At 61.6% G+C, this 22,512-nt stretch carries 21 protein-coding genes; 6 read left to right on the top strand and 15 right to left on the bottom strand.

Annotated features, from left to right (window positions below; translation table 11 throughout):
- Window positions 1–3 precede the first annotated feature (3 nt).
- The 9 genes from hflC to ACZ445_RS02525 all read right to left on the bottom strand — a co-directional run bounded on the left by hflC (window position 4) and on the right by ACZ445_RS02525 (window position 9,453).
- The gene (hflC, locus tag ACZ445_RS02565; protein WP_025857365.1) at window positions 4–870 is read right to left on the bottom strand and encodes a protease modulator HflC; all 867 of its coding nucleotides are present in this window, start codon (window positions 868–870) and stop codon (window positions 4–6) included.
- Window positions 870–2,045 (bottom strand): FtsH protease activity modulator HflK, encoded by a 1,176-nt coding sequence (gene hflK / locus ACZ445_RS02560; protein ID WP_028615515.1) that lies wholly within the window; start codon window positions 2,043–2,045, stop codon window positions 870–872. The genes hflC and hflK overlap by 1 nt, the downstream gene beginning before the upstream one ends.
- Window positions 2,046–2,141: 96 nt before the next feature.
- Window positions 2,142–3,443 (bottom strand): ribosome rescue GTPase HflX, encoded by a 1,302-nt coding sequence (gene hflX, locus ACZ445_RS02555; protein WP_058423462.1) that lies wholly within the window; start codon window positions 3,441–3,443, stop codon window positions 2,142–2,144.
- 12 nt (window positions 3,444–3,455) lie between these two features.
- Entirely contained in the window at window positions 3,456–3,716 is a 261-nt protein-coding gene (hfq, locus tag ACZ445_RS02550) for an RNA chaperone Hfq (protein ID WP_058423463.1), read from the bottom strand.
- Between the two features lie 94 nt (window positions 3,717–3,810).
- On the bottom strand, window positions 3,811–4,782 hold the full coding sequence (gene miaA / locus ACZ445_RS02545; protein ID WP_058423464.1) for a tRNA (adenosine(37)-N6)-dimethylallyltransferase MiaA: 972 nt from the start codon (window positions 4,780–4,782) through the stop codon (window positions 3,811–3,813).
- Window positions 4,782–6,698 (bottom strand): DNA mismatch repair endonuclease MutL, encoded by a 1,917-nt coding sequence (gene mutL, locus ACZ445_RS02540; protein WP_058423465.1) that lies wholly within the window; start codon window positions 6,696–6,698, stop codon window positions 4,782–4,784. Before mutL ends, miaA begins: the two co-directional genes overlap by 1 nt.
- Entirely contained in the window at window positions 6,698–8,119 is a 1,422-nt protein-coding gene (locus ACZ445_RS02535) for an N-acetylmuramoyl-L-alanine amidase (RefSeq protein ID WP_025857370.1), read from the bottom strand. The genes mutL and ACZ445_RS02535 overlap by 1 nt, the downstream gene beginning before the upstream one ends.
- Before the next feature lie 15 nt (window positions 8,120–8,134).
- The gene (tsaE, locus tag ACZ445_RS02530; protein ID WP_058423466.1) at window positions 8,135–8,605 is read right to left on the bottom strand and encodes a tRNA (adenosine(37)-N6)-threonylcarbamoyltransferase complex ATPase subunit type 1 TsaE; all 471 of its coding nucleotides are present in this window, start codon (window positions 8,603–8,605) and stop codon (window positions 8,135–8,137) included.
- Window positions 8,593–9,453, bottom strand: coding sequence for an NAD(P)H-hydrate dehydratase (locus ACZ445_RS02525; protein ID WP_058423467.1), 861 nt, complete (start codon window positions 9,451–9,453; stop codon window positions 8,593–8,595). The genes tsaE and ACZ445_RS02525 overlap by 13 nt, the downstream gene beginning before the upstream one ends.
- A 63-nt stretch (window positions 9,454–9,516) precedes the next feature.
- Between ACZ445_RS02525 and queG the strand changes: the two genes are divergently transcribed.
- The gene (gene queG, locus ACZ445_RS02520; protein WP_058423468.1) at window positions 9,517–10,581 is read left to right on the top strand and encodes a tRNA epoxyqueuosine(34) reductase QueG; all 1,065 of its coding nucleotides are present in this window, start codon (window positions 9,517–9,519) and stop codon (window positions 10,579–10,581) included.
- Here queG and ACZ445_RS02515 read toward each other — a convergent pair.
- Together ACZ445_RS02515 and orn are read right to left on the bottom strand one after the other, a co-directional pair.
- Window positions 10,578–11,192, bottom strand: coding sequence for a trimeric intracellular cation channel family protein (locus ACZ445_RS02515; RefSeq protein ID WP_058423469.1), 615 nt, complete (start codon window positions 11,190–11,192; stop codon window positions 10,578–10,580). The two genes, queG and ACZ445_RS02515, sit on opposite strands and share 4 nt — an antisense overlap.
- A 194-nt stretch (window positions 11,193–11,386) precedes the next feature.
- Complete coding sequence (orn, locus tag ACZ445_RS02510; protein WP_010213620.1) at window positions 11,387–11,929, bottom strand: oligoribonuclease; 543 nt, start codon at window positions 11,927–11,929, stop codon at window positions 11,387–11,389.
- A 108-nt stretch (window positions 11,930–12,037) separates the two neighbouring features.
- On the opposite strand from orn, the gene rsgA reads away from it, so the two are divergent.
- Window positions 12,038–13,069, top strand: a complete 1,032-nt coding sequence (rsgA, locus tag ACZ445_RS02505; RefSeq protein WP_025858074.1) for a small ribosomal subunit biogenesis GTPase RsgA — start codon at window positions 12,038–12,040, stop codon at window positions 13,067–13,069.
- A 167-nt stretch (window positions 13,070–13,236) separates the two neighbouring features.
- Here the strand turns inward: rsgA and motB are convergent, their stop codons facing one another.
- Window positions 13,237–14,256, bottom strand: a complete 1,020-nt coding sequence (motB, locus tag ACZ445_RS02500) for a flagellar motor protein MotB (protein WP_058423470.1) — start codon at window positions 14,254–14,256, stop codon at window positions 13,237–13,239.
- Between the two features lie 3 nt (window positions 14,257–14,259).
- Window positions 14,260–15,111: a flagellar motor stator protein MotA gene (gene motA / locus ACZ445_RS02495; RefSeq protein WP_058423471.1), complete on the bottom strand. Its 852-nt coding sequence runs from the start codon at window positions 15,109–15,111 to the stop codon at window positions 14,260–14,262.
- A gap of 166 nt (window positions 15,112–15,277) precedes the next feature.
- On the opposite strand from motA, the gene ACZ445_RS02490 reads away from it, so the two are divergent.
- Genes ACZ445_RS02490 through asd form a run of 3 tightly spaced genes read left to right on the top strand, consistent with a single transcriptional unit; the run spans window position 15,278 to window position 18,562 of the window.
- Window positions 15,278–16,813 (top strand): HDOD domain-containing protein, encoded by a 1,536-nt coding sequence (locus ACZ445_RS02490; protein WP_310863250.1) that lies wholly within the window; start codon window positions 15,278–15,280, stop codon window positions 16,811–16,813.
- A 57-nt stretch (window positions 16,814–16,870) separates the two neighbouring features.
- A complete protein-coding gene (rhdA, locus tag ACZ445_RS02485; protein WP_310863249.1) occupies window positions 16,871–17,686 on the top strand; it encodes a thiosulfate sulfurtransferase in 816 nt (271 codons plus the stop codon).
- 15 nt (window positions 17,687–17,701) lie between these two features.
- A complete protein-coding gene (asd, locus tag ACZ445_RS02480) occupies window positions 17,702–18,562 on the top strand; it encodes an archaetidylserine decarboxylase (RefSeq protein WP_310863248.1) in 861 nt (286 codons plus the stop codon).
- Window positions 18,563–18,696: 134 nt separating this feature from the next.
- Here the strand turns inward: asd and serB are convergent, their stop codons facing one another.
- On the bottom strand, window positions 18,697–19,911 hold the full coding sequence (serB, locus tag ACZ445_RS02475; RefSeq protein WP_058423475.1) for a phosphoserine phosphatase SerB: 1,215 nt from the start codon (window positions 19,909–19,911) through the stop codon (window positions 18,697–18,699).
- Between the two features lie 133 nt (window positions 19,912–20,044).
- On the opposite strand from serB, the gene ACZ445_RS02470 reads away from it, so the two are divergent.
- On the top strand, window positions 20,045–21,532 hold the full coding sequence (locus ACZ445_RS02470) for an AhpA/YtjB family protein (protein ID WP_179029812.1): 1,488 nt from the start codon (window positions 20,045–20,047) through the stop codon (window positions 21,530–21,532).
- A gap of 186 nt (window positions 21,533–21,718) precedes the next feature.
- Here the strand turns inward: ACZ445_RS02470 and ACZ445_RS02465 are convergent, their stop codons facing one another.
- Window positions 21,719–22,429: a PqiC family protein gene (locus ACZ445_RS02465; RefSeq protein ID WP_058423477.1), complete on the bottom strand. Its 711-nt coding sequence runs from the start codon at window positions 22,427–22,429 to the stop codon at window positions 21,719–21,721.
- Window positions 22,430–22,512: the final 83 nt, after the last annotated feature.

The raw sequence follows: 22,512 nt of genomic DNA, 5'->3' as shown, positions 1-22,512 counted from the left end.
TGATTACTTGGCTTTTTCCAGGTAGCGGAAGAAATCGCTACTTGGGTCCAGCACCATGACGTCGGTTTTGTTCGCGAAGCTTTCACGGTAGGCACGCAGGCTACGGTAGAACGCGTAGAACTCCTGGTCCTGGCCGTAAGCCTTGGCGTAGATCGCCGCAGCTTGAGCGTCGCCATCACCACGGGCCTCTTCAGACTCGCGATAGGCTTCGGCCAACAGTACACGACGCTGACGGTCAGCATCCGCACGGATACCCTCGGCCAGTTCGTTACCCTTGGCGCGGTGCTCACGGGCTTCACGCTCACGCTCGGTGCTCATGCGCTCGAACACGCTGCGGTTCACTTCCTTCGGCAGGTCGATGGCCTTGACCCGAACATCGACCACTTCGATGCCCAGCTCTTTTTCCGCCATCGTATTCAGCGAACGGGTGATGTCAGCCATCAGCGCGTCACGCTCACCGGAGACCACCTCGTGCAGGGTGCGCTTACCAAACTGGTCACGCAGGCCCGATTCCAGACGGCGCGACAAACGCTCATCGGCAATCTGCTTGAGGCCGGAGGTCGCGGTGTAGAAGCGCTCGGCATCCTTGACGCGCCACTTGGCGTAGGCGTCAACCATCACGGCTTTCTTTTCCAGGGTCAGGAAGCGCTGTGTCGGTGCATCCAGCGTCATCAAGCGGGCATCGAACTTGCGCACCTGGTTGACGTAGGGGACTTTCACATGCAGGCCCGGCTGGACATCCGCCTGGACCACGCGACCGAATTGCAGCAGCACCGCACGCTCGGTCTGAGCCACGATGTAGAAGCAGTTCCAGGCAGCGATGACCACGACGACGCCCACAATCAGGGCGGTCAGCGATTTATTGCTCATCAACGACTCTCCCTGGTACGTGTTTGCTGTTGCAGCAAGTCAGCGGCCGCACGGGCGCTCGCTTCGTTGGCAGCGGCATTGGAACCGGTGGACGGTGCGCTGGTGCTGCTACGACCACCTTCGATCATCTTGTCCAGCGGCAGGTACAGCAGGTTGTTCTGCCCACCCTTGCTGCCGGTCACGAGAACCTTGCTGGTGTTGCTGAAGACTTCCTGCATGGTGTCCAGGTACAGACGCTCACGCGTGACTTCCGGCGCCTTGCGGTACTCGGCAACCAGCTTGGTAAAGCGATCCGCCTCACCCTTGGCGCGGGAGACCACTTCGTCGCGGTAACCGTTGGCATCCTCGAGGATGCGCTGGGCCTGACCACGGGCTTCCGGCACGACGCCGTTGGCGTAGGTTTCAGCCTGGTTGCGCGAACGCTGCTCGTCTTCACGGGCGCGGATCACGTCGTCGAAGGCTTCCTGTACTTCACGCGGTGCGGCTGCGCTCTGTACGTTCACCTGGGTGACGGTGATACCGGTACGGTAGGTATCGAGGAACCGTTGCAGGCGCTCCTTGATCTCGCTGGCCATCAATTCACGACCTTCGGTCAGCACCTGGTCCATCGCGGTCGAACCGACGACGTGGCGCAGGGCACTTTCGGTGGCGTGTTGCAGGCTGATTTCCGGCTGATCTACGTTCAGCACGAAGTCCTGCAGGTTGCTGATCTTGTACTGCACGGTCAGCGGCACTTCGACGATGTTCTCGTCTTCGGTCAGCATCTGGCCCTGCTTGGTGTAGGCACGCTCACGCGTGACGTTCTCCATGTACTTCTTGTCGATCGGCGGGAAGTAGATGTTCAGGCCAGGGCCGACAGTCTCGTAGTACTTGCCGAAGCGCAGCACCACGGCTTGCTCCTGTTCGTCCACTACGTAGACAGCGCTGTACAGCCATACGGCCGCCAGCACGACAAGACCCAGGCCCAGCAGGCCATAGCCACCGCCCTTGCTTGTGCGACCGCCGTCGTCACCACCACGTTTTTTTCCACCACCGAACAACCCATTCAGGCTTTCCTGCAGCTTTCGGAAGGCCTCGTCGAGATCTGGTGGCCCCTTGCGGTCGCCATTATTGCGGCGTTTACCACCCCAAGGATCCTGATTATTCGAGTTGCCACCCGGCTCATTCCAAGCCATAGCGCTCTCCATCTGATAAAGCAAAGACGCACCCACGGCGCGCCGACCAATGCTACAGAATGCCTGCCACTGCGGCACAACCGCTTTAGGAGGCTTTTATTGCAAAGTGTGTTGTTCGATGAACTCCGCCGGTACCACGCCTTCACGGCTGACCAGCCGATTCAGCTCCGAGCGCGGCAATCGAACGGCCAGCAAGCTGACACCCTCTTCGTCGTGTTCTTCTTTCTGTACCGCGCCCAACTCGAAAAACTGTGCACGCAGTCGAGCAAAACGCTGGGGCAAGCGCAAGGTGCCAACGAACAAATCGCTGCCGAGCAACTCGGCAATGGCTTGTTCAAGCAACTCGAGACCGCTGCCATCACGCGCCGACAGCCAGACCCGTTGGGGCTTGCCGTTCTCATCGCGCTGGATTTGTGGCTCAACGCCTTCAAGCAAATCGAGTTTGTTATAGACCTCGAGGATCGGCAAGTCCTGGGCGCCAATCTCGCCCAGCACCAGCATCACCTGTTCAATCTGCAACATGCGATCCGGTTCGGCCGCATCGATCACGTGCAGCAGCAAGTCGGAATTGCTCGACTCTTCGAGCGTAGACCGAAATGCCTCGACCAGCTTGTGCGGCAAGTGACGAATGAAACCCACGGTATCGGCCAGGACAATCGGCCCCAGGTCGTCAAGATCCAGGCGGCGCAGGGTCGGGTCGAGGGTGGCGAACAGTTGGTCGGCCGCGTATACGTCCGATTTCGTCACGTTGTTGAACAGTGTGGATTTGCCGGCGTTGGTATAACCCACCAGGGACACGGTCGGAATATCCGCGCGGGAACGGCCACGCCGCGATTGCTCGCGCTGGCTGCGCACTTTCTCGAGGCGGCCCTTGATCTGGCGCAGGCGAACCCGCAGCAGGCGTCGGTCGGTTTCGAGCTGGGTTTCACCCGGGCCACGCATACCGATACCGCCACCCTGGCGCTCAAGGTGAGTCCAGCCGCGGACCAGCCGGGTGCTCATGTGGTCAAGCTGGGCCAGTTCGACCTGGAGCTTGCCTTCATGGGTACGTGCGCGCTGGGCAAAAATATCGAGAATCAGACCGGTACGGTCGATCACGCGACACTCGAAGACACGTTCGAGGTTGCGTTCCTGACTGGGCGTGAGGATGTGATTGAAGATCACCAGATCGGCTTCTTCGGCGTGGACCAGGTCGCGCAGTTCCTCGACCTTGCCGCTGCCAATCAGGAATTTGGCGGTTGGCCGATGACGCGGCACGTTAAAAAACGCAACGGTCTCGGCGCCGGCCGAATTTGCCAACTCCTGAAACTCCTGCGGATCTTCGCGCGCCTCAGGGTCCTGTCCATCCAAGTGAACGAGGATCACTCGCTCACCACCACCGTGGCGCTCAAAGAACAAAGGAGACTCCTATCAGGCGTTACCTGCCTCAACGTCACCCTGTTCATCACCCGCTGCGCTAGGCAGACGGATTGGACGAACTGGAACGACTGTCGAGATAGCGTGCTTGTAGACCATCTGGCTGACGGTGTTTTTCAGCAGGATCACGAACTGGTCGAACGACTCGATCGTGCCTTGCAGCTTGATACCGTTGACCAGATAGATGGAAACCCCCACTTTCTCTTTACGTAAAGTATTCAAGTAAGGGTCTTGTAGCGAATGCCCTTTTGACATGTGCCGCACTCCTTTAAGGATCAATAATAAAAAATCGGAAAATAGATAGCTTATGGCCGTCACACCCCCAAGGATAGACGGCAATTGCAAGGACTCAGCTCAATATGGAGACCGTTCCCAAGTATTTCAAGGCGCGTGACAGATTGTCGCTGTCCAGGCTGTCCAGCCAGTGCAAATCGCTCCAGCTGCGCAACCAGGTGAACTGGCGTTTCGCCAATTGGCGCGTGGCAATGATGCCGCGTTCCTGCATTTCGGCTGACGTCAGCTTGCCATCCAGATGATCCCAGACTTGGCGGTAGCCTACAGCACGTATCGAAGGTAACCCTGGATGCAGGTCACCTCTGGAACGCAGAGCTACGACCTCGTCCACAAACCCCTGTTCCAACATAATTGTGAATCTTTGTGCAATTCGTTCATGCAGCACCTGGCGATTTGCCGGAGCGATGGCCAGATTCGCCACAGTATAGGGCAATTGTGACTGTCCCGAAGCGCCTGCGTCAGCACTTTGCGCACTTTGTTTCAGGCGGTGTTCAGTCATGGTCTGCCCACTCACACGCCAGACTTCCAGGGCACGGGTGAGGCGCTGGGGGTCATTGGGGTGAATGCGTGCGGCGGATACCGGGTCGACTGCCGCCAACTGGTCGTGCAGGGCTTGCCAGCCAAGGCGTGCCGCTTCTTCTTCGAGCTCGGCGCGCACCTGGGCGTCGGCCGGGGGCATATCCGCCAGGCCTTCCTGCAAAGCCTTGTAGTAGAGCATCGTCCCCCCTACCAGCAGCGGAATATTGCCCCTTGCGGTGATGTCGGCCATGGCGGCGAGTGCATCGGTGCGAAAATCTGCAGCCGAATAGCTCTCGGACGGGTCGATGATGTCGATCAACCGGTGCGGATACTGGGCCAGAAGCTGTTTCGAAGGCTTGGCGGTGCCGATGTCCATGTCCCGGTAAACCAGGGCAGAGTCGACACTGATCAGCTCGCACGGCAGCACCTTGGTCAGCTCGATGGCCAGGTCGGTCTTGCCGGCGGCCGTGGGGCCCATCAGGAAGATCGCGGGGGGCAAGGCACTCATCAACGGCCGCGCAGGAACAGTTTGTCCAGATCGTCCAGGCCCATCTGGGTCCAGGTCGGTCGGCCATGGTTGCATTGCCCGCTGCGCTCGGTGTTTTCCATATCGCGCAGCAAGCCGTTCATTTCCGGCAGGGCCAGGCGGCGATTGGCGCGGATGGCGCCGTGACAGGCCATGGTGCCGAGCAGCTCGTTGATGTGCGCCTGGATGCGGTCACTGGTGCCGTACTCCATCAGGTCTGCCAGCACGTCAGCCACCAGCCGGTTTGCCTCAGCCTGCTTGAGCAGCGCGGGAATCTGGCGGATGGCCAGGGTTTCCGGGCCCAGGCGTTGCAATTCAAAGCCCAGCTTCTGGAACACGCTGTGGTGCTCTTCGGCGCAATCGGCCTCACGCTGGCTGACTGCCAGGGATTCCGGCACCAGCAGCGGCTGCCCGCTGAGGCCTTCGCTGGCCATCGCGATCTTGAGGCGCTCGTACATGATCCGCTCGTGGGCGGCGTGCATGTCCACCAGCACCAGGCCGTGGGCGTTCTCCGCCAGGATGTAGATGCCCTTGAGCTGCGCCAAGGCGTAACCCAGCGGCGGAATATCACCACCGCCCTCCGGCAAGGCGACCGAGGCACCCGGCTCAGCCCCCGGCAGCGGTGCAAAAAACTCGCGGTACGCGGCCTGGGCCTCGGCCACCGGCACCGCCGATTGCGGGCGCGGCGTATATTGAGACTGATAACCCGAGCCGGAGCCGGAGTTCGGCGCGGTATACGAAGGTTGCGACTGCGGCGATTGCAACAGGTTCGCCGCCAGGCTCATTTCACCCTGAGGGCCGAACTCACCGGCTTGCGGACCACTCGGTCGGACCACTGCCGTCACAATCGGTGCGGACAATTGATCATCCGGGCGCACATCACCCAGGGTGCGGTGCAAGGTGCCATAGAGGAAGTCATGCACCATGCGTCCATCACGGAAGCGCACTTCGTGCTTGGTGGGGTGCACGTTGACGTCCACCACCGACGGGTCGACCTCAAAGAACAGTACAAACGTAGGGTGGCGCCCGTTGAACAGCACGTCGCGATAAGCCTGGCGCACTGCGTGGGCCACCAGCTTGTCGCGCACCGCACGACCGTTCACAAAGAAGTACTGCAAGTCCGCCTGGCTGCGGGAAAAAGTCGGCAGCCCCACCCAACCCCACAGGCGCAGGCCATTGCGCTCGATTTCAATCGGCAGCGCCTGCTCCAGGAAGCCCGCACCACAAATCGCCGACACTCGACGCGCACGCGCAGCGTCATCGTTGGCTTCATGCAGGCTGAGGATGGTCTTGCCGTTATGGCGCAGGTGGAACGCTACATCGAAGCGAGCCAGGGCCAGGCGCTTGATGACTTCCTGCAGGTGATCGAATTCGGTTTTTTCAGCCTTTAGAAACTTGCGCCTCGCCGGGGTGTTGAAGAACAGATCGCGCACCTCCACCGAAGTGCCGACCGGATGCGCCGCTGGCTGGACCCGAGGTGCCATGTCGCGACCTTCGGTTTCCACCTGCCAGGCCTGTTCGGCGCTGCGGGTACGGGAGGTCAGGGTCAGGCGGGCGACGGAGCTGATGGAGGCCAGCGCCTCACCGCGAAAGCCCAGGCTCATCACCCGCTCAAGGTCTTCCAGGTCGCGAATCTTGCTGGTGGCGTGGCGCGCCAGGGCCAGCGGCAGGTCATCGGAGGAAATACCGCTGCCATCGTCACGCACACGCAACAGCTTGACGCCGCCCTGCTCCACATCGACATCAATGCGCTTGGCGCCGGAGTCGATGCTGTTTTCCAGCAGCTCCTTGATCACCGATGCGGGGCGCTCGACCACCTCGCCTGCCGCAATCTGGTTGGCAAGGCGCGGGCTCAGCAGCTCAATGCGCGATCCGCTGTTCAGGAGTGATTCGCTCATTACTGTGCCGCCAATTCAGTGCCGGGGATGGTCAACACCTGACCGACTTTCAACTCATCGGTTTTCAGGTTGTTGGCACTGCGCAAGGTCGCGGCCGACACCTGGAAACGCACCGCCAGCATGGCGAGGGTGTCGCCCGGCTGCACACGATGGTCACGCGGGCCCTGGGCGATTTTCCCCGAGTCACGCAGCCAGGCGATGTAGGTGCCCGGCGGCGGGTTCTGCTGGAAGAACTGGCGGATACCGGCACTGATCGAACGCGCCAGCGCCTGCTGGTGACTGGCGCTTGCCAGTTTCGAGGCCTCGTTGGAGTTGGAGATAAACCCGGTTTCCACCAGGATCGAGGGGATATCCGGCGATTTCAGCACCATGAACCCGGCCTGTTCCACACGCTGCTTGTGCAGCGAGGTGACTCGGCCGATGTTGCTCAGGACCTTCTGGCCCACGTTCAAGCTGGACGTCAGCGAAGCGGTCATCGACAGGTCGAGCAGCACGCCGGCGAGCATTTTGTCCTTGTCATCGAGGGACACGTTGCCGGCGCCGCCGATCAGGTCGGAACGGTTTTCACTGTCGGCCAGCCAGCGCGCGGTCTCGGACGTAGCACCGCGATCCGACAGGGCAAACACCGAGGCGCCAAACGCGGCGGCCGAAGGCGCGGCGTCGGCGTGGATCGACACAAACAGGTCGGCGCCTTTCTTGCGGGCGATTTCGGTACGGCCGCGCAGCGGAATGAAGTAGTCGCCGGTACGCGTCAGCTCGGCGCGGTAGCCCTTCATGCCATTGACCTGGCGCTGCAGCTCGCGGGCGATGGCGAGTACCACGTCTTTTTCGTGCTGGCCGCGTGAGCCAGAAGCACCCGGATCTTCACCACCGTGACCGGCGTCGATGACCACGATGATATCGCGCTTGCCGGCCGGAGCCGGTGGCGGCGGTGGCAGCTTGACCTGCGGTTGCGACGGGTTCACCGGCACTGCCGGCACCGTAGCCACGCTCGGGGTGGGCGCAGGCGGCGGCGCGGCATCGGCGGCGTTGTCGAACAGGTCGACCACCAGCCGGTTGCCGTATTGGGCGTTGGGCGCCAGGGAGAAGCTTTTCGGGGTCACGACTTTTTTCAGGTCGATGACCACGCGCAGGTCGGTCGGCGTGCGTTGGGCCGAACGCATGGCGGTAATCGGGGTGTTGGCGGTGGAGACTTTCAACGGCGCGGCCAGGGTCGCACCGTTGATGTCGATCACCAGGCGATCAGGCGCCGTCAGGGTAAAGACGCTGTGCTGGACCGGGCCAGACAGGTCGAACACCAGTCGCGTGTTATCCGGCGCTCGCCACAGGCGAACACTCTTCACCTGTGAAGCAGCCAGAGCATTGACAGTCATTGCCGCAAGCAACACCCCCACGACAGCAACCAACGCGCGAAAGCGCATACCTAACCCCACCAATTATTTGAATTCCAATGCCAAAGCCGCGCACCACGACTGGCCGCGCACGCTCTGGGGCAACAACTTCAACTGACGTCCATGCTCATGCGGCGTAATGGTAATGGTCAGGTCAGGCTTTGGCAAAAAGCCTGTGCCTTTATCTGGCCACTCGATCAGGCACAGCGTATCTTCGTCGAAGTAATCCCGGATACCCATGTATTCCAGTTCTTCGGGATCGACCAGGCGATAGAGGTCGAAATGGAACGCTCGCACGTCGCCGATTTCGTAGGGTTCGACCAAGGTGAACGTCGGGCTTTTTACCGCCCCCGTGTGGCCCAGCCCGCGAATGATCCCCCGCGACAGCGTGGTCTTGCCCGCCCCCAGGTCACCTTCCAGAAAGATCAGCCCCGCTCCCGCCGTGACCTGGGCAATGCGCTGACCGAAGGCAACCATGGCTTCTTCATCGGCCAGGAAAAAAATTACTTCAGACACGGTGACTGCTCCTCCAGCAATTGACGAATGGCAGGGATCAGGTCACTGGCCGCCAAACCGCGACCGAACGTCCCCTGGCGATCTCCCGCCGTTGCGTGCAACCACACGGCCAGGCAGCTTGCTTCATAGGCCGGCATGCCTTGGGCCAGCAGCGCGCCCACCAGACCGGCCAGTACATCGCCCAGCCCTGCCGTTGCCATCGCCGGGTGGCCTTGGTCACAGCGCGAAACACGCCCGTCCGGGTTGGCAATCAAGCTGCCTGCGCCCTTGAGAATAGCCACTGCATTGAATTTCTGGCTCAACGCGCGCGCCACCTTAAGACGATCGGCCTGAACCTCGGCTGTCGACACGCCCAACAAGCGCGCAGCCTCCCCAGGATGCGGGGTGATCACGCAATCGGCCGGCAGCCTGACACTGCCGGTGGCGAGCTGATTCAACGCGTCGGCGTCCCACACCTGCGGCAGGCTGGCATTGGCGGCGACCGAAAGCAGGCTTCTGCCCCAAGACGCATCACCGAGCCCTGGCCCGATCACAATGACTGAGATCTTTTCCAGCAGGCCCATCAATTGATTGGCCGAACTCACCCCAACGGTCATGACTTCCGGCAAGCGGGCCAGGGCCGCTGGCACATGCTCCAGGCGCGTCGCCAGGGACACCATGCCCGCGCCGCTGCGCAGGGCGCTTTCGGCACTCAGCAGCGCGGCGCCGCCAAAGCCGCGGTCACCGCCGATGACCAGCAGGTGGCCGAACTGGCCTTTATGGGCGTCCGGGGAACGCGCAGCGAGTTGCGGCAAATGGCCGTGCAACAGCGGTTGTACGTCGGTTATTGCGTGTTTTGTCTGCGGCATGCGTCTTCAAGCTCCGATGTCTGGCAGAATTATACCTATCTAACCTGCGGTTTCCCTTGTCTCATGCCTGCCATCACCACCGATCTGCCTGCCCTCGCCGAATCGATCAAAGACTGGGGCCGCGAGCTGGGCTTTCAGCAAGTCGGCATCAGCGGCCTGGACCTGGCCGAGCATGAACAGCACCTGCAACGCTGGCTCGACGCGGGTTACCACGGCGAAATGGACTACATGGGCGCCCATGGCAGCAAACGCTCCCATCCGGAGGAGCTGGTGCCCGGCACCTTGCGCGTGGTCTCGCTGCGCATGGACTACCTGCCCGGCGACACACAGATGGCGCAACTGCTGGCCAAGCCGGAAAAAGCCTATATCTCGCGTTACGCCCTGGGCCGCGACTACCACAAGCTGATCCGCAAGCGCGTGCAGCAACTGGCTGACCGTATCCAGGCGCAGATCGGCCCCTTCGGCTTCCGCGCCTTCGTCGACAGCGCACCGGTGCTGGAAAAAGCTATCGCCGAAAAAGCCGGGCTGGGCTGGATCGGCAAAAACACCCTGGTGCTCAATCGCAAGGCGGGCAGCTACTTCTTCCTGAGCGAGCTGTTTATCGACCTGCCGCTGCCGGTGGACGAACCTCATAGCACCGAACATTGCGGGCGCTGCACCGCCTGCCTGGACATCTGCCCCACCAATGCCTTTGTCGGCCCCTACGTGCTGGACGCCCGGCGCTGCATTTCCTACCTGACCATCGAGCTCAAGAACGCGATCCCCGAAGACCTGCGCCCGTTGATCGGCAACCGCGTGTTCGGTTGTGATGACTGTCAGATCGTTTGCCCGTGGAATCGTTTCGCCCGCGCTACGGCCGAAGGCGATTTCAAGCCACGCCACAACCTGGATAACGCCGAACTGGCCGAGTTGTTTATGTGGGATGAGGATAAATTCCTCAGCAGCACCGAAGGTTCCCCCCTGCGCCGCGCCGGCTATGAGCGCTGGTTGCGCAACCTGGCGGTCGGCCTGGGCAACGCACCATCAAGCATTCCGGTGCTGGAAGCCTTGAAGGCGCGGCGGGAGTATCCCTCGGAGCTGGTGCGCGAACATGTGGAATGGGCGCTGAACCAGCACGCCAACCGCTAGTGCACGTCGTCGTTGTAGACGAACTTGGGCATTTCCCAGTGGAAACGGATCGCCAGCAAGCGCAGTAGAAAGCCGCTGAATAGCGTCAGCAAAATCGATTGCTCACTGGGCAGTTCCAGGTAGAGGCACAGCATGTAGAACCAGGCGGCCAGGAACGACACGCTGGCGTACAGCTCACGGCGGAAGATCAGCGGGATGTCGTTGCAGAAGATATCCCGCAGGATGCCACCGAAGACTCCGGTGATCACGCCGCTGACCGATGCCACCAGCATGCCGTGCCCCATTTCCAGGGCGGTCATGCAACCGATCAGGGTGAAGGCCACCAGGCCCAGGGCGTCCAATGCCAGGAACAACGAACGCAGGCGGCGCATCAGCGGCGCGATAAAGATCGTCACCAGCGCGGCGACGGAGGTGAGCACCAGGTATTCGGGGTGCTTGACCCAGGTCAGCGGGTAATGCCCCAGCAGCACATCGCGCACCGAACCGCCCCCCAGCGCCGTCACGCAGGCGATCAGCACGACGCCAAACCAGTCCATGCCCCGCCGCCCGGCCGACAGCGCGCCAGTCATGGCTTCGGCAGTGATGGCGATGAGGTAGAGCATCAGCAGCATGAGGACGATCCTTGCAAAACTGTGGCGAGCGGGCTAGCCCCGCGTTGGGCTGCGCAGCAGCCCCAAAGCCGGCAATGATATCTGTTTGGAGAGGTGTGTTGGCAGTATTAGGGCTGCTGCGCAGCCCAACGCGGGCGGTGCGACGATTCGACTAGCCCGCTCGCCACAAAAAGCCGGCTCACCATTGAGGGAACTCAGGCCTTGATGAAATGCTTGCGGTAATGCTGCAACTCCGCAATCGACTCACGAATATCATCCAGCGCCAGGTGCGTGCTGCCTTTATGGAAGCTGTCCTTTACTTCCGGCGCCCAGCGCGCAGCCAGTTCTTTCAAGGTAGATACATCCAGGTTGCGGTAATGGAAGTAGCTTTCCAGCGCTTTCATATGCGTATAAAGGAAGCGGCGATCCTGGCAGATGCTGTTGCCGCAGATCGGCGACTTGCCCTTGGGCACCCATTTTTCCAGGAAGGCGATGGTTTCGGCTTCGGCTTCGGCCATGCTGATGCGGCTGTCACGCACGCGCTGGGTCAGGCCGGAGTTGCCGTGGGTGCGGGTGTTCCACTCGTCCATGGTGGCGAGCACCGCATCGCTGTGGTGGATGGCGATCACCGGACCTTCGGCCAAGGTGTTGAGGTTGCTGTCGGTGACGATGGTCGCCATCTCGATGATGACGTCGGTGTCGGGGTTCAGACCGGTCATTTCCAGATCGATCCAAATCAGGTTCTGTGGGTTTTGCATGGTTTGATTCTCTTGGCACCTTGGCGTAGCTGCGCAGTTTAGCAGGCGGGGCCGTGCTAGACTCGCGACCGTTTTACCCAACCTTTGCATTATCGACACGGAACACCAATGGCCAAACGCCAGCTCAACCGTCGCCAAAACTGGCGCATCGAAAAGATTCAGGGCGAACGCGCCGCGCGCGCCGCCAAACGTGAATCCTCCGCCGTGGAAGCGCTCGAGGGCGGCGACCTCGGCCCTGAACAAACAGGCCTAGTCATCGCGCACTTCGGCGTGCAGGTCGAAGTCGAGGCGCTCGAAGGCGAACTCGCAGGCCAGGTGTTCCGCTGCCACTTGCGCGCCAACCTGCCGGCGCTGGTGACGGGCGACCAGGTTGTGTGGCGTGCAGGCAACCAGGGCATCGGCGTGATCGTCGCCCAATTGCCGCGCACCACCGAGCTGCGCCGCCCGGACAGCCGTGGCCAGCTCAAGCCCGTAGCGGCCAACGTCGACATGATCGTGATCGTGTTTGCGCCACTGCCCGAGCCCCATGCCAACCTGATCGACCGCTACCTGGTGGCGGCTGAGCATGCCGGCATCCGCCCACTGTTGCTGCTGAACAAATTCGACCTGATCGACGAGCAGAATGCCCCGGCACTCAACGCCTTGCTGGCGGTGTACCGCACCCTCGGCTACCCGGTGCTGGAGGTTTCGGCGCATCACGGTAATGGCATGGAACAGTTGCAACAGCAACTGGACGGACGCATCAGCGTGTTTGTAGGCCAGTCCGGCGTGGGTAAATCCTCGCTGGTCAACAGCCTGCTGCCGGAAGTCGACACCCGCGTAGGCCCACTGTCGGAACTGTCCGGCCAGGGCACCCACACCACCACCACCGCGCGGTTGTTCCACTTCCCCGGCGGCGGTGAGCTGATCGACTCCCCCGGCATCCGTGAATTCGGCCTCGGCCACGTCAGCCGCAGCGATGTAGAAGCGGGCTTTATCGAATTCAACGACCTGATCGGCACCTGCCGCTTCCGCGATTGCAAACACGACCGCGAACCGGGCTGTGCGTTGCTCAAGGCCCTGGAAGATGGCCGCGTGCAGCAACAGCGGATGAACAGCTATCGGTCGATTATTGCGAGCTTGCCCGAAAGCAGTTATTGAGCCGCACAGACAACATTGTGGCGAGCGGGCTTGTCCCGCGTAGGGCTGCGCAGCAGCCCCAAAGCCTGATGACGCGTTTTACCTGGAAGGAATGCGTCGTTCGGGTCAGGGCTGCTTTGCAGCCCTACGCGGGACAAGCCCGCTCACCACAAAAAGACCTTAGTTGCCTAAGAACCCGTCTTAGGCACCGTAGGATCCTTCACCCCACCGTCATCAAACAGGTTCAGCTTCTGGCGCAGCTCATGCGCCGGCAACGGCTCCTGCCCTGGCGGAATCGCGTTCGGGTCGGCCGGTACTTCACCCGGCGCGCCGGCCCCCGGAGTGGGTTGCGGCGCTGGCGGCTGGTCACCTTCAATCGCACGCTGGGCCTTTTTGGTCAGCACCACAATATCGATCCGGCGGTTGACCGGGTTGAACGGGTCTTGATGATCAAACAGCTGTGACGAAGCAAAACCCACCACCCGCGCCACTTGCGCATCCGGATAGCTGCCAGCCACCAGCGCACGACGTGCGGCGTTGGCGCGGTTGGCTGAAAGCTCCCAGTTGCCGAAATCACCCTGCCCGGCGTACGGCTTGGCGTCGGTGTGGCCACTGATGCTGATCTTGTTCGGCACTGCCTTGATGGTGTCGGCCATGGCCAGCAGGATGTCTTCGAAGTACGGTTTCAATCGGGCGCTGCCGGAGTCGAACATCGGCCGGTTGGCGGCGTCGGTGATCTGGATGCGCAGGCCTTCAGGCGTGATTTCGAAGGAGATCTGGTCCTTGAACTTCAGCAGTTGCGGGTTTTCCTCGACCTTGGTCTGCAGCTCCTGCAGCAACAATTCGAGGCGCTCCTGCTCGACCTGTTCGGCCATCGACTCGACGGTATCGCGCTCGATCGGGATTTTTTCCTGAGGCGCTTCGGTCTTGACCTCCGGGTTGATGGTGCGCTCAGGGGCCAACTGCGGCGAGCCCCCCAGGTCGATCACAAAGGGCGTGCCGCTTTCCGAAAAGCCAATCGGGTCCTTGAAGTAGCCGGCAATGGCGATCTTCTGTTCCGGCGTGGCGGTGGACATCAGCCACAGCACCAGGAAGAACGCCATCATCGCCGTCGCAAAGTCGGCGAAGGCGATTTTCCAGGCGCCACCATGGTGCCCCGCAGCGAAGCGCTTGACGCGCTTGATGATTATCGGCTGGTTGTTTTCCATGGCTTAGCGACCGCGAACCGCTTGTTCCAGCTCGGCGAAGCTTGGGCGATGCTTGGGGTACAGGACCTTGCGACCGAACTCTACCGCCAGCGACGGCGGCATGCCGGAAGCGGAAGCAACAAGGCTGGCCTTGATCGATTCGTACAGGTTCACTTCTTCCTTGGCGTCATGGGCCAGGGAAGTCGCCAGCGGGCCGAAGAAACCATAGGCCGCGAGAATACCGAAGAAGGTACCGACCAGCGCTGCACCCACGTGCATGCCAATAGCGGCCTGGTCGCCCTCACCCAGGGACGCCATGGTCACCACGATACCGAGTACCGCCGCGACGATACCGAAACCCGGCATACCGTCAGCGATGCCGGTCACAGCGTGGGACGGGTGCTCCAGCTCTTCTTTAAGGCTGAACAATTCCATGTCGAACAGGCCTTCCAGCTCATGGGGGGCCATGTTGCCGGAGGACATGATGCGCAGGTAGTCACAGATGTAGGCGGTCATGCGCTCATCTTTGAGCACGGCCGGGTACTTGGCGAAAATCGGGCTGGCGGCGGCGTCTTCGATGTCGGCCTCGATGGCCATCATGCCTTCGCGGCGGCTCTTGTTGAGGATCTCGTAGACCAGGCCCAACACCTCCAGGTAGAAGGTGTGGGTGAAGCGCGAACCGAACATGCCCAGCGACTTCTTGATCACGTGCATGGTCATGTAGCCGGGGTTCGCCTGCAGGAATGCACCCAGTGCCGCACCGCCAATGATCATCACCTCGAAAGGCTGGATCAACGCAGCGATTTTACCGTGGGACAGGACGTACCCGCCGAGCACGCTTGCGAAGACGACGATGATGCCGATAATTTTAGCCATAGGAGATGAGTACTTGCGCCGTCGGGTTCATGGACATATTGGGTGTAGCAGAAAACTCTTGTTCTACTTATCGGCAAAACTGCGCCAGACTATAGCCCGTTAAGGCGAAAAGCCAGTTCGGCCCGCTCCGGGCGTGTAGACCGCAAGTGATGATCGCGCCCCAATCATGGCTAATGAAACGACAGTCCCAACTGCAAAACCCAACTCTCTCGCCGCTTGGATCAAGCGCCTGGACGAAGTGCTGCTGCCCGTTCCCCAGGCCAGTCACGACCGTGTGTGCAAAGGCATCCGCGATAACCGCAGTTCATTGCGGGATATTGCCGAACTGATGCAAAGCAGCCCGGCCCTGGTGCTCAGCGTGATGCGCGAGGCCAACAGCCACACCCATGGCAGCCTGGCGGAACCGGCGGAAAACCTCGAAGTGGCACTCAACCGCCTGGGCCTCAAGCGCGCCGAAGAACTGCTGGCACGCCTGCCCTCGGTGCCGGCCAACGAGATCCCCGTGGCGTTGCGCCAACTGTTGCTGGTCAGCCAGCACGCGTCGCAGCAGGCCAACGGTTTGTTCGGCAGCCGCCTGGCGCGGCTGTGGCAGGACATCCACTGGGGCAGCCTGCTGTTTCTGTCGCCGCTGTGGCCGATGGCGGTGGCCTACCCCAAACTCCTGGAGGAATGGGAGCTGCGGGTTATCCACAAGGGCCAGTCCGCCCGCGCGGTCGAGCAGGAATTGTTCGGCATACGCCTGCTGGACCTGTGCGTCGGCCTGACCGAAGCCTGGCACCTGCCGATCTGGGTATCCCAAGGCTATAAGTTGCTGATGAGCGAGCAGCGCCTGCTGGTCAAGGCCCTGCATATCGCTCGCGAAGACGACCCACTGCGCCATCAGCAATTGCTCGACGCCGAACCCAACCTGCGGCGCTGGCTGAACCAGCCGGCCAATACCGTGTTGCTGGCCAACGGCCTGGCGATGTCGGCCCAGGAATCCTGGACCTGCCCGCACACCGAACGCTGGCAGTTGCTCACAGCGCTGTACCTGCAACAACCGTTGGGCGAGGTGCAGCAACTGGTCCACCAACAAGCTGTCACCAGTGCCCGTACCACCTTGATGCCCGACCTCTGGCACCCGGCGCTGTCACTGATCTGGCCGTGGCATGTGGCGAAGATCCATCGCGGCCTGCTGCCGGCACCACCGCCCACCGCCGAGGCCCTGGCCGTGTGGCGCAAGCGCTGCACAGAACTGCTGGTGGAACCGAGCCGCTTTGCCAACGCGATGCACCTGACCACTTGCGCCAAGGAGGCCTTGGTCGCAAGTGGCATGCAGCGGGTCATGCTGCTGATGGCCGATCGCGCCTTGAGTACCTTGCGCGTGCACCAGGCCGATGGCCTGCCCAAAGACGCCGCCAACCTGAGCCTGGACGTGGTCAACAGCACCCTGCTGCAACGCCTGCTGGAAAAGTCCGCCCAGGTGCGCCTCAACCCCGAAAACCATGCCCAGTTCTCGGCCTTGCTGCCGCCGATCCTGCGCCGCCTGTTCACCGGCGAACACCTGCTGCTGCGTTCCCTGAGCTGCAATGGCAAGGTGGTGATGCTGATGGTGGCCGACCAGGGTGGCGGGCCGTTCTCGGAAACCACCGTGCAGGCTTTCGGCAAAACCGCCCAATGCATCGAAAAAGCCCTGCACTGCTTTACCAACCGCAGCGCCTGATGCTTGCGCTACAATCGCCCTCTTTTATCGCCAACATTTGTGCCCAGGAGACCTCACATGCTTGACTTCTCTGGCTTGCCGCTGGTGATCGAGTCCAGCGACCTGATTGTTCGCCTCGGTGCCGAACACCTGATTCTGGTGGACCTCACCAGTGCAGCCCGCTACGCCGAAGGGCATATCCCCGGCGCGCATTTCGTTGACCCCAAGCGCACCCAACTGGGCCAGCCGCCGGCGCCCGGCCTGCTGCCCAGCAAGGCGGACCTGGAAAAACTGTTCGGCGAACTGGGCCACACCCCGGATGCAACCTACGTGGTCTATGACGACGAAGGCGGCGGCTGGGCCGGGCGCTTTATCTGGATGCTCGACGTGATCGGCCACCAGAAATACCACTACCTGGATGGCGGCCTGCTGGCCTGGCTGGAAGAACAACGCCCAGTCTCCACCGACATGCCCGCACCTGTCGGTGGCCCGGTCAGCCTCACGCTGCACGACGGCCCCACCGCCACCCGTGAATACCTGCAAAGCCGCCTGGGCGCTGCCGACCTGGGCATCTGGGATGCACGTGGCCCGCTGGAGTACTCCGGCGAGAAGGTCCTCGCCGCCAAAAGCGGACACATTCCCGGCGCGGTGAACTTCGAATGGACGGCCGGCATGGACAAGGCGCGCAACCTGCGTATCCGCCGTGACATGCCACAGATTCTCGAAGACCTCGGATTGACCAAAGATAAAGAAATCATCACTCACTGCCAGACTCACCACCGCTCTGGCTTCACCTACCTGGTGGCCAAGGCGCTCGGTTATCCGCGAGTCAAAGGTTATGCCGGTTCCTGGGGCGAATGGGGCAACCACCCCGACACCCCCGTCGAGATTTAAGGTTTAAGGACAGTTATGAAAAAGCAGTTGTTTATCCTCAGCCAGTACTTGCTGCCGCACCACTTGCTGTCGCGCCTGGCTGGCTGCATTGCCGAATGCCGCGTGCGTTGGTTCAAGAACGCCTTCACCAGCTGGTTTGCCAAGCGCTATCAAGTGGACATGTCCCAGGCCCTGGTAGAAGACGTCACCGCTTACGAGCACTTCAACGCCTTCTTCACCCGTGCCCTGAAAGACGGCGCCCGCCCGCTGGATCAAACCCCAGGCGCGGTGCTGAGCCCAGCCGATGGTGCGGTCAGCCAGTTGGGTCCGATCGAGCATGGCCGCGTGTTCCAGGCCAAAGGCCACAGCTTCAGCGTGCTGGAACTGCTGGGTGGCGATGCAGCCGTAGCGGCGCCGTTCATGGGCGGTAATTTCGCCACCATCTACCTCTCGCCGAAGGACTACCACCGCGTGCACATGCCGTTGGCCGGCACGCTGCGCGAGATGGTCTACATTCCAGGGCGCATCTTTTCGGTCAACCAGACCACTGCTGAGAACGTACCCGAGTTGTTTGCACGTAACGAGCGCGTTGCCTGCATCTTCGACACCGAACGCGGCCCGATGGCCGTGGTATTGGTGGGCGCGATGATTGTGGCGTCGATTGAAACCGTGTGGGCCGGGCTGGTGACACCGCCGAAGCGTGAGCTGAAAACCTTCCGTTATGACGAGGCAGCTCGGGCGCCGATCCACCTGGAAAAAGGTGCCGAGTTGGGTCGCTTCAAGCTGGGTTCGACGGCGATTGTGCTGTTCGGGCCGGATCAGGTGAAGTGGGCTGAAGAATTGGCAGCGGGTACGCCAGTGCAAATGGGCCAGGGTATTGCACTGCCAAAAGCCTGATTTGAACTCAGTGAAGGTCAAATGTGGGAGGGGGCTTGCCCCCGATAGCAGAGTGTCAGCAAGCACATGCATGAGCTGATCCACCGCAATCGGGGGCAAGCCCCCTCCCACATTTTTGAACTGCGCTTCTTCAGTTACAGCTGACCATCGCGGTCGCGAAAGCCCAACAGATACAACACCCCGTCCAGCCCCAATGTCGAAATCGCCTGCTTGGCCGACTGCTTCACCAACGGCTTGGCCCGGAACGCCACGCCCAACCCCGCGATTGCCAACATCGGCAAGTCATTCGCCCCGTCGCCGACCGCAATGGTCTGCTCCAGACGCAACCCTTCCTTGTGGGCCAATTCCTTCAGCAGATCCGCTTTGCGCTGTGCGTCGACAATCGGCTCCACCGCCACGCCGGTCACCTTGCCATCCACCACTTCCAGCTCGTTGGCGTACACATAGTCGATGCCCAACTTGGCCTGCAATTGCTTGGCGAAGTAGGTGAAGCCGCCCGACAGGATGGCGGTCTTGTAGCCCAGGCGCTTGAGCTCGGCGAACAGAGTCTCTGCACCTTCGGTCAGGCGCAGGGAAGCGCCGATGGAGTCCAGCACGCTCACGTCCAGCCCCTTGAGCAGCGCCAGGCGCTCCTTGAAGCTGGCGCGGAAGTCGAGCTCACCGGCCATGGCACGCTCGGTAATTTCCGAGACCTGCTCGCCAACACCCGCAGCCTTGGCCAGTTCGTCGATCACTTCGGCTTCGATCAGGGTGGAGTCCATGTCGAACACTGCCAGGCGGCGGTTGCGGCGGAACAGCGAGTCTTCCTGGAAGGCGATATCGACGTTCAGCTCCTGGGCCACGCTGAGAAACTCGGCGCGCAGGGCCTGCGGATCGGCCGGTTCACCGCGCACGGAGAACTCGATGCAGCCCTTGCCCTTGTCGGCCGGCGTGTCCAATGGCATACGACCCGACAAACGGTCGATATGGTCGATATTCAGGCCATATTGCGCGGTGATGGAGCTGACGCGCTGCAGTTGCTCGGCGGTGACCTTGCGGGTCAGCAGCGTGACGATATGGCGTTTCTTGCCCTGGCCGGCCACCCATTGCTGGTAATCGGCTTCGGACACCGGAGTGAAACGCACCTGTTGGTCCAGCTTGTACGCCGTAAACAGGATGTCCTTGAGCACCGAAGACGCCTGCTCGGTGCTCGGGATTTCGACCAGGATGCCGAACGACAAGGTGTCGTGGATCACCGCCTGGCCGATGTCGAGAATGTTCACACCACCCTGGGCCAGAACGCCGGTAATGGCTGCGGTCAGACCCGGGCGGTCTTCCCCAGTGATGTTAATCAGGACAATTTCGCGCAAGGCGCACCCCCAGGCTGGAAAAAAACCGCATTCTACCCACTTTCAGTGACCATCGGGCACAGCCAGCGCTTTGCCGGTCCTAGGGCTGTCGCTATACTGCGCGTCAACTTCACGGACCAAGAGCCGAGCGCAAGTGAACCGGCCCACGCCAGTAAAAACCGATAATTTCTTCTTGCTGATCTTCCGGGCACTGCGCCATCGCCGTGTACCGATCGCATTACGCATCGCCAGCCATAACGTGATCCTGGTCGCCCTGGCCCTGGTGATCTACGCCTGCGTGATGGGTTTGCAGTTCAAGCAGGCCATGCACGAGCAAGCCGACGCCCTGGGCGAGAGCCTGACCACCCAGACCGCCACCTCGGCGACTGAGTTGCTGGTGTCCAACGACATCCTCAGCCTCAACGTGCTGCTCAACAACCTGACCAAGAACCCGCTGGTGGCGCACGCCGCCATCTACAGCGTAGACAACCGGATCATGGCCGAAGCCGGGCAACGCCCGAAAAACGGCCTGTTGGGTGAAGCAGAAGGCCTGTATTCGAGCAATATCACCTTTCAGGATGTGAAGGCCGGGCAACTGCGCATCAGTCTCGACATGCAGCAATTCCAGCAGCCGATGACCATCAGCCTGCAGAGCATGGGCATTCTCAGCGCGATCCTGCTGGCATTGGCCCTGGCCCTGAGCCTGCGCCTGGGACGGCATATCTCTACGCCCTTGATGCAACTGCGCATCTGGCTGCGGGACATCGACGAACATACCCCGGCCACTGATCGCCAGGACGAAATAGGCGACCTCGCTCGCCAGCTGCACGCCAGCTTCGCCCCGGAACCGGTGGTGCGCGAGATTGAGCCCGAGCCTGAGTTCGACGATGAGCCTGAGTTTGAAGTGGAAGACGCGCCGGTGGCGGGCCTCAAACCTGCCACCCGCCAGGCCTTCAAAGCCGAAGAAGATGAGCTGGACGACGAGGACCCGTTCGCCGACCTGCGCGACACCTCGGCCAGCGCCCCGGCCGTCGCCGCCAAACCGGCTCCGGTAAAGAGTGCAGAACCCCAGTACAGCGCCGTGCTGGCGGTGCAACTGGGAGCACAGGATCAACTCCGTCGCCTGCCACGCGCACGCCTGACCGAGTTGCTGGAACGCTACCGTGACTGCCTCGACCAGGCCGCTTCGCTGTACCAGAGCGAATTGCACACCCTGAACGATGGCAGCACGCTGATGCTGTTCCACAGTGAAGACAGCGGTGAAGACTACCTGACCAACGCCATCTGCTGCGGCGAGTTGCTGCGCGCCCTGGGTCATGAACTGCAGATCGAAGTGGCAGACAGCGGCATTACCCTGCAACTGCAGCTTGGCCTGACAGTAGGCGACGATCTGTTCGGCATAAGCCAGATCGACCTGTTGCTCACCGAGAACGCCCAGGATGCCCTGGCCTTGTCCCAACACAGCCGCAACCTGCTGCTGGTGGAGCGCAAGATCAGTGAAGACACGCTGATCCGCCAACGCGCACGTATCCGCCCGATTGCCAGCCCTGAAGGTGCCAGTTGTGTGGAGCGGTTGATGGAGCCGTATCCGTCGATGCTGGAGCGGCAGTTGGCGCGGATGCATGAGACCCGCACCAAATAAAACGGTAGGACTCATGTGGGAGGGGGCTTGCCCCCGATAGCCGAGTATCAGTTAACACATCATTAACTGAACTACCGCTATCGGGGGCAAGCCCCCTCCCACATTGGGTCCGCAGCCTGGCTCAAATTGCGCACAAACAAAAAGGCCCGCTTACTCAGCGGGCCTTTTGTTTGTGCGCGATTCAGATCAGAACCTGAACACTTCCATATCCGTACGGATCGGCGTCGCCATTGGCATCTTCGGCTTTTCCGGAGCGGCCGGCTTGGCCTGCGCCGGGGCGCTCTGCTTGCGCGGCGCTTCGGCAATCGGCGGCTGGTTGGCCAATGGCTTGAGCGCCACCGACAACTGCTGCGCCAGATGCTGCAACAGCACGCCCTGGGCCTGGACCTGGGACGCAGTGGAGCCGGTGTGCTGTTCCTGCAAATGCACGATGCGGTTATCGCGCACCTGACCACGACGGTCGATCAAACGCCATTGCGCGTCGAGGATTGCCGGTTGCGACGTACCGGAGTCGAGCCGGGTAATGGTCAGCAACACCTGCACATCCGGGGTAAAACCGGTGGGCGCAGGCGCGAGGACCACACGCTGGCTGTCCAACTGACCCGCCACCTGGCGCAACATCAACTGGTTGATGTCGGAGGACAAACTGCCCGCCCAACGGCCATCGGTGGAACCTTGCAGGCTTCCATCGTTCTGACGTTGCAGAAGGGTTTCGCGTTGCAGGTAGTCGGCTACGACCACCGGGCCGAGCAAGACCGCCATGCCGGCGGTCTGTGCAGGTTGAGCCGGACTTCCGCTGTCCAGCTGGTACAGCGACACCGGTTGATGGGTGCTGCAACCCGCCAACCCCAAAAGGCCAGCGAGCATGAAAATAAAAGGAAGGCGTGGAGCAGTCATCATCCCATCCAGGTGGCTGCCACAAGGCAAACCACAATGTAATACTAAAAATAACCTAAACACGCTCGGCCACGCCGGCGCTG

It is taken from the genome of Pseudomonas allii (assembly GCF_055380095.1).
The sequence above is the reverse complement of the archived record's forward strand: the minus strand, read 5'-3'. Positions and strand labels throughout refer to the sequence as shown.

Bases quoted from the DNA above. Each gene is read 5' to 3' on its own strand.
- orn (WP_010213620.1), bottom strand. From the start codon at position 11,929: ATGCAAAACCCACAGAACCTGATTTGGATCGATCTGGAAATGACCGGT.
- hflK (WP_028615515.1), bottom strand. From the start codon at position 2,045: ATGGCTTGGAATGAGCCGGGTGGCAACTCGAATAATCAGGATCCTTGG.
- queG (WP_058423468.1), top strand. From the start codon at position 9,517: ATGCCTGCCATCACCACCGATCTGCCTGCCCTCGCCGAATCGATCAAA.
- ACZ445_RS02465 (WP_058423477.1), bottom strand. From the start codon at position 22,429: ATGACTGCTCCACGCCTTCCTTTTATTTTCATGCTCGCTGGCCTTTTG.
- ACZ445_RS02515 (WP_058423469.1), bottom strand. From the start codon at position 11,192: ATGCTGCTGATGCTCTACCTCATCGCCATCACTGCCGAAGCCATGACT.
- rsgA (WP_025858074.1), top strand. From the start codon at position 12,038: ATGGCCAAACGCCAGCTCAACCGTCGCCAAAACTGGCGCATCGAAAAG.
- hflC (WP_025857365.1), bottom strand. From the start codon at position 870: ATGAGCAATAAATCGCTGACCGCCCTGATTGTGGGCGTCGTCGTGGTC.
- ACZ445_RS02490 (WP_310863250.1), top strand. From the start codon at position 15,278: ATGGCTAATGAAACGACAGTCCCAACTGCAAAACCCAACTCTCTCGCC.
- hfq (WP_058423463.1), bottom strand. From the start codon at position 3,716: ATGTCAAAAGGGCATTCGCTACAAGACCCTTACTTGAATACTTTACGT.
- ACZ445_RS02535 (WP_025857370.1), bottom strand. From the start codon at position 8,119: ATGCGCTTTCGCGCGTTGGTTGCTGTCGTGGGGGTGTTGCTTGCGGCA.
- motA (WP_058423471.1), bottom strand. From the start codon at position 15,111: ATGGCTAAAATTATCGGCATCATCGTCGTCTTCGCAAGCGTGCTCGGC.
- ACZ445_RS02525 (WP_058423467.1), bottom strand. From the start codon at position 9,453: ATGCCGCAGACAAAACACGCAATAACCGACGTACAACCGCTGTTGCAC.
- mutL (WP_058423465.1), bottom strand. From the start codon at position 6,698: ATGAGCGAATCACTCCTGAACAGCGGATCGCGCATTGAGCTGCTGAGC.
- rhdA (WP_310863249.1), top strand. From the start codon at position 16,871: ATGCTTGACTTCTCTGGCTTGCCGCTGGTGATCGAGTCCAGCGACCTG.
- miaA (WP_058423464.1), bottom strand. From the start codon at position 4,782: ATGAGTGCCTTGCCCCCCGCGATCTTCCTGATGGGCCCCACGGCCGCC.
- motB (WP_058423470.1), bottom strand. From the start codon at position 14,256: ATGGAAAACAACCAGCCGATAATCATCAAGCGCGTCAAGCGCTTCGCT.
- asd (WP_310863248.1), top strand. From the start codon at position 17,702: ATGAAAAAGCAGTTGTTTATCCTCAGCCAGTACTTGCTGCCGCACCAC.